At 58.4% G+C, this 10,292-nt stretch carries 8 protein-coding genes; 1 reads left to right on the forward strand and 7 read right to left on the reverse strand.

Annotated elements, in window-relative coordinates; translation table 11 throughout:
* Positions 1-297: 297 nt before the first annotated feature.
* From AC07O3_RS34385 to AC07O3_RS34415, 7 genes are all read right to left on the reverse strand, one after another.
* Positions 298-2,274, reverse strand: coding sequence for a DUF3732 domain-containing protein (locus tag AC07O3_RS34385; RefSeq protein ID WP_495341502.1), 1,977 nt, complete (start codon positions 2,272-2,274; stop codon positions 298-300).
* Positions 2,271-2,759, reverse strand: coding sequence for a three component ABC system middle component (locus tag AC07O3_RS34390; protein WP_495341503.1), 489 nt, complete (start codon positions 2,757-2,759; stop codon positions 2,271-2,273). Before AC07O3_RS34390 ends, AC07O3_RS34385 begins: the two co-directional genes overlap by 4 nt.
* The gene (locus AC07O3_RS34395) at positions 2,756-3,952 is read right to left on the reverse strand and encodes an ABC-three component system protein (protein ID WP_495341504.1); all 1,197 of its coding nucleotides are present in this window, start codon (positions 3,950-3,952) and stop codon (positions 2,756-2,758) included. Before AC07O3_RS34395 ends, AC07O3_RS34390 begins: the two co-directional genes overlap by 4 nt.
* A gap of 680 nt (positions 3,953-4,632) precedes the next feature.
* The gene (locus tag AC07O3_RS34400) at positions 4,633-5,694 is read right to left on the reverse strand and encodes an AAA family ATPase (protein ID WP_495341505.1); all 1,062 of its coding nucleotides are present in this window, start codon (positions 5,692-5,694) and stop codon (positions 4,633-4,635) included.
* Entirely contained in the window at positions 5,679-7,244 is a 1,566-nt protein-coding gene (locus AC07O3_RS34405; protein ID WP_495341506.1) for an ATP-dependent nuclease, read from the reverse strand. The genes AC07O3_RS34400 and AC07O3_RS34405 overlap by 16 nt, the downstream gene beginning before the upstream one ends.
* Positions 7,245-7,420: 176 nt before the next feature.
* Positions 7,421-8,191, reverse strand: a complete 771-nt coding sequence (locus AC07O3_RS34410; RefSeq protein ID WP_495341507.1) for a hypothetical protein — start codon at positions 8,189-8,191, stop codon at positions 7,421-7,423.
* A 238-nt stretch (positions 8,192-8,429) separates the two neighbouring features.
* Positions 8,430-8,690, reverse strand: coding sequence for a hypothetical protein (locus AC07O3_RS34415; protein WP_495341508.1), 261 nt, complete (start codon positions 8,688-8,690; stop codon positions 8,430-8,432).
* A gap of 335 nt (positions 8,691-9,025) precedes the next feature.
* Between AC07O3_RS34415 and AC07O3_RS34420 the strand changes: the two genes are divergently transcribed.
* Positions 9,026-9,913 carry a hypothetical protein gene (locus tag AC07O3_RS34420; protein WP_495341509.1) on the forward strand — a complete coding sequence of 296 codons (888 nt, stop codon included), beginning with the start codon at positions 9,026-9,028 and terminating at the stop codon, positions 9,911-9,913.
* The last annotated feature ends 379 nt before the right edge of the window (positions 9,914-10,292 follow it).

A 10,292-nucleotide genomic window follows, 5' to 3' on the forward strand; every position in this document is an offset into this window, starting at 1 on the left:
GCCGCGCAAGACGCTCGGTTTCCAGACACCCGCTGAGATGTTCAGCGAATGTGTTGCATCGACCGGTTGAATCCGCCAGCAGATGCTGCCCTTTCGTCTATCGGGCCGCGCGACGGTCAGCCGTTTGACAGAGCCTGTGGTTCGCGAACGACCGGTACGGAGGGTATGGCAGCCATTCATGACGGTCAGGGTCGCGTTACGGATCTAGCGGGCAGATGTCCACCCACGGCTTCGAAGGGCAGTCTAGCTTGCCCGACAAAAACGCCTGTCCGTCTGAACAATGCTGGCGTCGAAGTGCTACTTGCGCCAGCTTGGCCAGTCCTGCGGCACTAGCGCGGGCGGGTTCATCCAAGGGTCCTCAACCAGCGCATCCTGGAACCAGTCGTCAGCGAAGTTCGCGTGCTCGGTGACGATGAGCTGGAAGCCAGGGACGAGCACCTTGGTGTAGTCCAGAAGCGTCTCGAACAGCTTTTTGGCTGCCACTAAGTCGACGTCTACGCGCCGGACCTGCTCTGAATCGCCTGCCACTGATTCGTAGATCGCCTGCGAGGGGAAATACACCTGCGTCGGCTGGTCCAGCATCAGGAAGCGAGGAATTGGGATGCGGTTTTCCGAAGCGTAGTGGTGGAGGGCCAGCAAAGCGGAAATGTGATACGCCAACCAGTTCGCGCCACCGCCCGTGCGAATCATCGGCACAGGGTTGCCGGGTCGTTGCACGACCACGGTCAGGTTGCGCATGTCCAGCCGGAACGGAAACTCCGAAAAGAAGGCCTTGAACTCCTTCACCAGCATGGTCATCGTGCTGGAAATATGCGTGATGACCGAGTCCATGCGGGCGTCCGCATCGTCGTCTGCGCTCGCCTTCCGACTGAGCTGGTCCAGCTTCGCCTGCAATCGGCCGACTTTGAGTTTTAAGGTGCTGATGGTGTTGCTCGGATTCAAGCTGTCCAGGTAGAAGCTGACGCGGCCTTGGACTTTCAGCGCCTGCGCATTGACGTCCTCCTGGGCGACTGCCTTCTCCTCGGCGAGCACCGCAGCAGTGAGGTTGATTTCGACCTCTCGGATGGCCTCCTTCAACTGGCCTGCGCGATCGGTGAGAGCAGCCAAGTGCTCATCCAGACGGGGGCGTGCGCCACCGACATGCTGGAGCTCGCTGTCTAAGCTTGAGAGTTCGGCCATAAGCGATTGGGCAATGCCATCCATACGCGCGTCTGCCTCCTTCAGGAAGGGCCACTGCCATGTTCCGTTTGATGCCCGCGGAAGAGCATTGATGGACTCCAGACGGGAACGCTGCTCCTGCGCTTCGGTCTGGAAGTCCGAAGCACCTTTGACATACCGCTGCGCAGATGCAATCTGGTCCAGAACCAGACGACGCTCAGTCCGAAGATCCGAGCGACGCGCCTGGAGCTTGGCCATGTCGCTCTCCGCCAGAAGGGGAACCTGCCCAGGCCGCCAAGTGAGGATTTCTCGGAGGGACGCGACCAGGTCATTCTCGGCGCCATCCACACTCGGTGCGGCGATGTCAGGCGCACTGCTGAACGGGATTCCGACGGCCCGCGCCTCGGCCAGCAACCCCAGCCCGCGCGTATCCAGCGCGTCTTCGGTTTCCTGTGCCAACGTCAGTTCCTTCTGCGCAATCTTCAGCTCTCGCTGCGCCGCACGTCGGCTGGCCTCCGTCTCCATATCGCCCACGTTGGAGATGCCGAAGAGGACTGCGAACGTGTCGCGGATGGTCTGAGGCAGATGCTCCTCCGCCTGCCTATAGAACAGCAATTCCTTGCTGGCCACCAGGCCCTGCTTCTGGAACAGGTAGAACGCCGTGTGCTTGACGTTGACCGAGTAGCCAGTCCGGCTGCTGCGCTCAGCAACAGGCGTCTTGGCTTCAGGGATGCCCAGCAGGGAGGAAAGCACTTCGTGGACGAGTTCATCACCCCCGTTGTGCTTCAGCGCTCCAAAGTCGGGCGTGCGAATCTGCCTGCCGCGCAAAATCATCGCGAGCGAGCACTGGACGTGTCCCGGCTTGGGATTGGGCTTGGCGACGAAAACCTGCTCGTGTGGGAACTGGAAGGTCACCGCGAACCAGGAGACCTTCTCGCGGATGAAGCCCTCCGCAATCTTGCACACGTCCTCGCCCATGCAGTACTCGACGATGTCCGAGAGGGACGACTTACCCGTTGATGCCAGGCCCGTGATGATGTTGAGCCCATCGGGATTCAGTATGAGGTCGCGCCTACGGCCATCGTGACTATAAATGTGAATCGAAGCAATCTTCATGGGCGAATTGACAGGCTGGTGTAGACCGTAACGCGGTCGTTGATCTGGGCGAAATCACGACCGAGGACGGTTGCGGCGGCGCGGCACCGCTCGGCGTCATCGGAGTTCAGCGCCAAGGGTGACACACGTCTTGGGACGAGGCTGATGCCACCGTCGTCGAAGACCTTGATACAGTCCTTGCTGGCGAGTAGCGCAAAGGCCTCCGTGGCGTATTGGACTAGTGCACGAACTCGCTCAGCGAAGTCGACCAGCAGGTCCGGGCGCAGCGCGAACACCCGCAGGACCGACAACCGCTTGTTCTCCAGAATCTCCTCGCGCGACGCCTGGTGCAGGCACATTGGCAGGACAAGTAGCGTCAATGAGTAGGGCATTGGCTTTCGTGTGACGCGCTCGTACTCGCGAATGGCTGCGGCCAGCACCACGGCGCAGAACGCCGGATTGAAGAGGTTGCGCTCTTCAAAAGGGCGAGATGACCAGTCCCTCATGCTGACACCGCTTTCGACGCGGTGGCCTTGAGGTGCTCGAGGAATTGCGGGTGCCAGTGCACCCGCGGCGTCGGCTTCTCGTCGGCAAGGATGTGGAAGCTGCCGCGGCGAACGAAGTCCTCTGAGACGTCTTTGCGGATTTGCAGGCCCTTGGACTGGTTCTCGGCCCAGTCATACAGCTTGCGGCCTGCCGCCTGGAACTCGGCCTCGTTCTGTGGCGCGTGCACCATGGCCCAGCCCCTCGCGCGCTTCCATTCTTCGACTAGGCGCAGCTCGAATTTTCTAATCTCGCCGCCAACCAGGGCATTGACCCGAGTCCAGTGCGCACGCTGGGAGAACGCGCGGTAGAAGTCCAGGATGGCCATCTCAAGGTTGTCGCTGGACATTCCAATCGCCCGCAACTGCTCGACGAACTGCCGGGTGTCCTTGGTCGCGTCAATCTCCTCATCGGGATACGCGTCGTCGAAGGTGATGGGCAGACGCTCGTCGTAGTACTCGCTGTTCACCTGAGCGAACTTCGCCCAGACCTCGGCACCGGTAATGGGTTTGCGGTCACCTTGGATGAGGTCGATTGCCTCTCTCAGCCACCACCCCTCCATTCGCTCGCGGACATCGACGCGATATTTGGTGGATACCGACTTCAGCAAGGGAGCGACAGCCGCATCCAGCTCCTTGATTCGCAGCGAACTGTCCGCAATCACGATGCGAGCCAAGAAGTCATCCTGCTGAGTCTGATTTAGTTTGCTGAACGTGGCTTCAATCTGCGCGCTAAGTGCGGCCTTCGAGCCCTTGAGTTCGGCGACGAGTTGCATGGCAAAGTTCGTTGGCTTAGCAACAGCGCCGTCGAGAAAGTATTTGAGCAACGAGCTCGGACCGACGCGCGCCGTCGTCGCCATGCAGTAAGAGTGGTCGCAGGCGAGATTGCCGTCCCGCATGTACCGGTCAAGCCAGATGCGGACAGATTTCCAGAAGTCAGTCGACAGGGTGCCAACGGTCTCGCCGACCTGCTTGTGCTTCAGCGATATCAGAGTCTTCTTGCCGTCGACGTCCCTTAGCTCGACGTCATCGTCAGCCTCAATAAGCAGCGCCTGGCTCTCATCCTGCTTCATCAGATGCGCGAGCGCAAACCGAATTTGATAGACGTAGCCGAGCCCCTGCTCGCCAGCAGCGTATTTATCCGTGTGTTTTGCCACATGCCCCTCTCTCGTTTGCCCCCGACCAATCACGGCCGCCTGACGCCCATGTTCCGGGGCTTTAGGTCCGTACCGCTACAGGAATCATAGCCATCTGCACCGCAAAGCTTCGGACTTAATCCAGAGATGACCGACCGCGAGTCTGGCAAAGCGTGTGTCGAGGCAAGGCTCGCGTACAGGTATCGGACTTGTACCGTGCTGTTTAGGGAGGGTCTGCGAAGCTCTAGGTCATCCTCACTGGCGCTCGATGTGAGTGTTGGAAACTACGTGGGCAGATGTCGGACAAACCTACATGCACAAGCCAGTCGCATCGCGGTCGAGTGACCGGTGCCTATGGCGAAGCTGCCGGTCAGACCGACGGTGCTCAATAATCGATGGTTGTGTTCGCCGGCAATCAGGTTCGCGACGCTGAATGATTCCGATCAGTCTGAACAGTCGGTCGGATAGCGAGTCATTCCCCCCGCTTTGGGCCGACATTTTTCATCCAGCAAACGACCACGGTCTGACCGTTCTCAGCTATCGACAATGTGGCTTATGAGGAACTCATTCCCATCCCGCCTTCTTTGCACGTAAATCCAGCAACGCCTATCTGCTTTGCAGAGACCGCCACCACTCGAAGCAGTCCATGGCCGACTTCTGCCATGCCGAGCGGAAGGGCTGGAGCCGCGCAGTCAAGATGCTCAAGTGGAGGCGGTGTGACGAACGTCGCGGGCTTTTTTGAACGGCTTCAGCAGCGTGTCTGGCATCACATAGAGGTCGCCGCGCGCACGCGAGCACGCGACGTATAGCTTGTTCCTCGAGGTCGCGGCCATCTCGGCCAGCGTATCTGCCGAGAAGTGTTTCCAAGACTCGGCGTTCAGGACGACGCAGACGTCCTGATAATGGTCTCGCCCCTTTGAGTCGCCCCAGGTCTGCGAGTAGCAGCCGTACCGTCCGTGCTCTTGATAAAACAGCTTAATGGTGCCTGCAGCAGCGTGAAGCTCTGCCGCCAGTGATGATTCGTTGACGACTGAGACTTGGGTGGTGCGATCCGAGTGCGCATAGATGTCCACACCGATCTTGTCTCGGATGAACGAGCACACTGAGGAACTGCAGCGGTGGCTCTTGAGCAAGGACGTCGTATCAACTACCAAGCCGGCAGATCGCAAGGCTTCCTTGAAGCGGTCATAACTGTCGTGCAGCCCTTTGTTGACCGCGCCATCAGCGCTGGTGGAGTACGTGTGCTGATAGAAGTCACCGACTAACAGAACCTCGACGTTGGCCTGAACAATCTGCTTAAGCAGATTGAAGTCATGCCCGCCGAAATCTTGAACCTCGTCGATGCAGACTTTGTCGTAGTAACGCTCCAGTCGACGCTGGAGCGTCGGGATGCAGCCATGCACATCCAAGACCTTCGCCATTCTCGCGTGGTAGATACGGCCGCCCGTTGTGACGTACCGGTCCCGGCTCTGGAGCTTCTGGCGCGATGAGTACTCGCTCGGCCTCTCGAACGAAATTCCTATGGTCTGCATCTTCATCAGAAGCAAGGGCCGATAGCAGAACGAGTTCAAGAATGTGAAGTAGGTGCAGACGGTGATGTTGTCCGGGAGATACCCGAACTTCGCAAGGACGCGGCGACGAATCTCTTCGCAGTTGCTGTCTGTGTAGGTGATGAGCAAGACCCGCTTCGCAAGATCCAGTTCGTTGATAAGGCGGGTTGTCTTTCCTGAGCCTGCGACCGCGAAGACTACTCGTTTATCCACTTGATGGCCTCCTGCATGTACCCAGGGGCCACCAGCTCGGCCTCCTTCGCCAGCAGGAGGTCAAACGCCGCGTCAGCCTTGTTGGCGAGCATGTACGCCAACGGTTCAAGCTTACGCTTTGGCTTGCGGAAGACCTCGTCGCAAACTGCCTTGTTGTCTTCGTACAGACAGATCTCGAAGGTCGTGCGCTGCTTGGAGTCGGCGTCTGCAAAGACTTTGGCATGCGGCATCGTGTGCTCTGCGTAGTTGTCGACGCAGTTCTTCTGGTAGTCGCCGTCGTTGTCGCGTATGACCGCAGTGCGCACGCCCAGCAGCCTGGCGAGGTCTAGGTAGCGCTTGAAGCTCGTACCGCCCACTGAGATGACGTGGACACCGTCCTTCTTCAACGTGGACCCTGAGTGCTTTTGGTAGAGCGCATCCAGGAGGATGAACTCGGCATCGCCCTCCACGAGGATCACCTTTCTCGACAGCGCAAACTCAAGGACGTTGTTATCAGGCGCCTTCATGAAGAACTTCGCGGTGTCAGATGGGAGCTTGTTGAGCCGCGCATGCTGACCTTGCTCTCCAAGCAGGAGAGCCTTGCGCAAGTCGAGTCGAGCGGAGATCAGGCTGCTGTGAGTCGCGATGAACAGTTGCTTGTTCACCGACTGAGCGATTCGCTCGATGAGCTGGTGCATCGTCGCGTGGCTCAGGTGGTTTTCAGGTTCCTCTAGGAGCAGCACGTCCAGCCCACTTTTGACGCCCTTCTTACTTAGCGCGAACTCGGTCTTGATGAAGCACTGCCTCCCCTTGCCCTTGCTCTCGATGGGGATCTCGTCTTCGGTGATGACCAGGTCGGACTCCAGGTTGGCCTTGGCGCTCGTGCGCACGCCGAACTTGTAGTCCACCAGCTTGTCGTTCAGCTCCCTCAGTTGGGCGTTCTTGAATTCGCCCTTGCTTTGTCGATAGGCGTTCTCGAGCCTGCTCCGGTTCCCGACATCCGCGTGCATCGCGAACACCGAACGGGTGTATTCCCGCGCGGCATACTCGCTGTCGATTCTGGAGCTATCGATTGCCAGGTGTCGGACGTGCCTTTTGACGCTGGAATACGCCTCACCCCCAAACGTATAAAACTGGACGCCGTAATACTCGAAGGGGAAGTTGGTCGGGTCTTCCTTCAGCGCTTCTGCGATGTCCTTGCTGAAATCGAGAATCGGCTCAAACGACATGCGCAGCCCGTCACGCTCGAGATCTTTAGAGTTGTTCTTCCCATTCAAGCCAGGCTTTTTTTCGGCCGAGAGGTAGACCTCAACGAACAGTTTCGGTAGACGGTCTACGGTACATGGCCCTGCCTGAAATGCCCTGACAGCGTCGGCATTCAGTAGCGTCTCGATTCCGATGGTTTCGACCCTGCTGCGACTTCCGCTCATCACAAGTTCCAGCGCCAGAAGCACTGAGCTTTTCCCCGCCTCGTTGTCCCCGATAAGGAGGTTTAGCTCAGGATCAAACTCGAGTTCCAAGCTGTCGAACTTCTTGAAGTTCGACAGCACCAGCCTTTCAATCGTTGGCATCCTCGCTCCCAGTTTTCGCCTCGGCACACGGGCCGACTTCGAGCGGTGCCCTCCCGGGCGCGGCACCTCAATCGGACCCAGTATTATGCGAGCGGCGTCGATAGCTCCCTATCGCGATATGCCTGCCGTCTCGTCCCGGAATGCGTCGAGGCGGCCTGCCACGCAGGGTTGTGAGGTCAGTACGGGAACTTCATAAATCTCGGATATATGCCAAGTTGATGGATGTGCCCCGCGTACTTTTCGAACTTGGCCGCCGATGACACCAAATACAGCGGGGACGGTGGATCAGAGGGCACATCTTGCTCGAGCCATGAGCATTGTGAAGGCTGGTCCAGACTTAGGAGGCCCATTTCGCGCTTGAAGCCTAGAGCTTCGCGCACTGCTTCTTTGGTCAACGTGGAAACGTGCTTCACCGTGATCGCAGCGATGATGTCCATGCGCGACGGATAGGAAATTGTCAAACCGGGGCTAAGTAGCGTTAGATCAAGTTCATGCCTAGACGGCCGAAGATTGAGTGGAAGGGGCGGCCCGAAAGCGGCCGCGGTTTCGACCGCCAGCTCGCCACTCAATCCGTTGAACTGTACCGAGACCCACGCTTCCGCATAGACGGCGGCGGTGGGGGAAGGGCGTAGTTCGAACCAAGCGAATTTCGTTCGGTCAATGCTCGCCGGGGAGCCTGCGAACTTTGCATCGACGCCCAGCGCATGCTTTAACTTGACATGCCCGCCGGCTGCCCGATATTCGAAGAGCATCTCCGCGAGCACTGCTAGCTCAAAGAGCTTGGCTGCGCTCTTGCGCTGCTTGAACGTCAGGACGGGTGCCTCCGATACAGCCTGCAGCAGCACTGCGACGTCGCTATTGATCGTCTTGGGGGCCTTCTTAGTCTTGGAGGACTTGCTCGCACCCACCGCCTTCTTCGCTGCGCCGCCAATTTTTTTAGTCGCCACGTTGCCTCCGCTGTGCGAACGGCCGCGGCTCCCGAACGACTTCGGCCCGGAATTCGTCGACAACTGCCTGTTGCTTCTTGCTGAGACGTACGCGCGGAGGCAACGCTGACTCCAAGCCCCACTCACGGGCGGGCCGTGGCGCTCGATTCAAATTTATTTCCCCTGTGACGTCACCCTTTTGGACAGTGTCCGGCTCGTCGTCCGGATAAATCGCAATGCGAACAGGGGGGAAATTTTCTTACCCAGTGGCTTCGGCCAGCAGATGAGCGACTTTTTTGTACGTTTCTTTCGTCGGAGGCGTGACCTCAGACGTCAGCGCGCTGATCGCGGCCACATACAGATCGTCAACGCCGTCCTCATACGCGTCGCCTGGAGGAATTTGTTCCGACACAAGTATGTAGAGGTCGTCAAAGAACTGCTGCCTGATCCCTCTGTAGCTGACTGCGAACTTTCGAATCTGCGCAATCGCAAGAATCTTTTCTGATATTTCACGTGTCAACGTGGATCTCCGTTCTTGTTGGGAGCCCCAGTGCTGGCTTCCGGATGCCTTCGACTTGCTAACCGATGCGGCAAAATGTAAACGAAAAGATCGCTATTGGTTCGGACGTGTCTGCTCCGCCAGGGCGGTCTTCCGCGGCAATCGCCAGATTCACAGTCGGGGACAACAAGCCGTCATCGGCTTGCCTAGCGTCCCGTTAGCAGCGATGACCGCTGTCGAGGCTACCGCAGACACCCTGTGCTTCTCGAATGGCGGCCACGACAACGATCACTGACGCGGGCCAGAATCCTTTGAGTGCAGCCGTCGGACCAGTGACGCACCGAAAGAATGATTCCATGTCAAACGCAGATGTGAGCGAAACAGCAATCCTCGAAGAGATCCCCAACATCATTGCCTGGTTGTCGGCGCTCGGGCTGCCATCGACCAATTCCAGGTACGCCCGCTATGAACGGATCATCGATGAGTTCTACAAAACGCACCCCAATGCGCGCGTTGACGGAGGTCAGCAAGCGTTCAGAAATCTGAGTCTCGCGTACAGAGAGTGCATGGACATCTACGCGGTCTACACCAGCTTCAAGCATCTAAGGGATGCCGGCCTGATCGAAAGGTTGTCGAAGGCTGTGACAGGACCTGATGTGCCCGAAGTTGACGAAGGTGGGAAGTCGCGGGACTTCGCGTTCGAGCTGCTTGTAGCCGCGCGCTTTCATCAAGCGAGATACACCATTGATTTCGGCCAAAAGACGGATGTCGTCGCTCGTCGCGACGGCATCACGGTCCGCGTCGAGTGCAAGCGGATCACATCAGAGAAGAAGCTTCGAGAACGTGTGGACAAGGCAGCTTCCCAACTGGCCGAAGCACCAGCGATCGATGGCGAGAAGGTGCTCGGCCTCATCTACGTCGATGTCTCGGGCTGTATCGTCGAAAAGGTGAAAGCTGAGGTCGCCACGCGGCAACAGGCAGCCGACGAGCTGAACAAAGCTCTAAGAGCATTCCTCATAGAAAACAGCACGGAGGTCGAGGCACTGAACACCAAGCACCTGGACTTATCTCATGGCACTTGTCTGATAGCCACTTTGCCGATCTGGACGCACGACTTCACCATGTATACAGTCTCTAGAACCGAAGTCAGGGCGGCCGGAGCCTTGTCGGACGAGAGATTCGAAGAGCTTCGGCGTGCGCTCGAAGGTTTCGACCGGACTTTCAAGGGCTTGTTCAACCCTTAAGACGTCGAAGAGCAATGAGCGCGAGCGCACCATCTCCTCTTGTGCTCGTGCTGGCGCTGTGTTCAAGTGAGTCGTTCGAGTGGGGCGATGAAGGCCAATGGGCCTAGTGCTGCTTCCGCTTCGAGTCGACATGGGTCTGTCGTAGCGGACGAGAGCTGCCGTTCGTGCCGACAAGATGCTTGCGCGGCGGTCGAGCGACCGATTCAGGGTGTGAAGCTGCCGACCGGGGCTAGCTGCGCTCAATGACCGGTTTCCGTGGTTGCATCCGTTTAAGCGGTGGCACGCGAATGACTCAGAGGGGTGGCGGATTCAACCGGTCGATGCAACACACTAACCACCGCATAGGCGGAAGGAGTGTTGCAGATGAAGCGGCGACCAA

The sequence above is a fragment of the Variovorax sp. GW821-FHT09D05 genome (genome assembly GCF_059416325.1).

Bases quoted from the DNA above. Each gene is read 5' to 3' on its own strand.
- AC07O3_RS34405 (WP_495341506.1), bottom strand. From the start codon at position 7,244: ATGCCAACGATTGAAAGGCTGGTGCTGTCGAACTTCAAGAAGTTCGAC.
- AC07O3_RS34420 (WP_495341509.1), top strand. From the start codon at position 9,026: ATGTCAAACGCAGATGTGAGCGAAACAGCAATCCTCGAAGAGATCCCC.
- AC07O3_RS34390 (WP_495341503.1), bottom strand. From the start codon at position 2,759: ATGAGGGACTGGTCATCTCGCCCTTTTGAAGAGCGCAACCTCTTCAAT.
- AC07O3_RS34385 (WP_495341502.1), bottom strand. From the start codon at position 2,274: ATGAAGATTGCTTCGATTCACATTTATAGTCACGATGGCCGTAGGCGC.